Source organism: Pseudomonas reactans (assembly GCF_013387025.1).
Taxonomy (GTDB): domain Bacteria; phylum Pseudomonadota; class Gammaproteobacteria; order Pseudomonadales; family Pseudomonadaceae; genus Aquipseudomonas; species Aquipseudomonas reactans.
In genome coordinates, this window is the sequence record NZ_JACAQP010000128.1 from 1 (window position 1) to 435 (window position 435).

Genomic DNA, 435 nt, shown 5'->3' on the forward strand with positions numbered 1-435 from the left:
ATTATCCTCTTGTTGTACATTGATGATATGATGGTGGGGGGTTCCCACATACAGAAAATCAACAACAATAGTTACAATTCTAGTATTGGAATGCCACCATTTGAGGCATTGTATGGCCGTAAATGCCGATCTCCTATTTGCTGGCATGAAATTGGCGAGTCCCACGTGATTCGCGCAACAGTGGATTCTCCAATCGTTGGTCCTGAGCTTATCCAGGAAACAACCGACAAAATCACTCAGATTCGCAATAACCTTCTCACAGCTCGTAGCCGACAAAAGAGTTACGCCGACAAGCGACGCAAACCTCTTGAATTTACCGTGGGTGACATGGTCATGTTAAAAGTGTCCCCATGGAAAGGTGTGGTTCGATTTGGACGCAAGGGTAAATTGGCACCACGCTACGTAGGCCCGTTTAAGATTCTGAAAAGGATCGGA

General features: G+C 45.7%; 1 protein-coding gene. It reads left to right on the plus strand.

Translation table 11 applies throughout. The features are described from left to right. Window positions 1–435 (plus strand): hypothetical protein (locus tag HX793_RS32210; protein ID WP_218646217.1); only part of this gene is annotated, 435 nt, incomplete at both ends.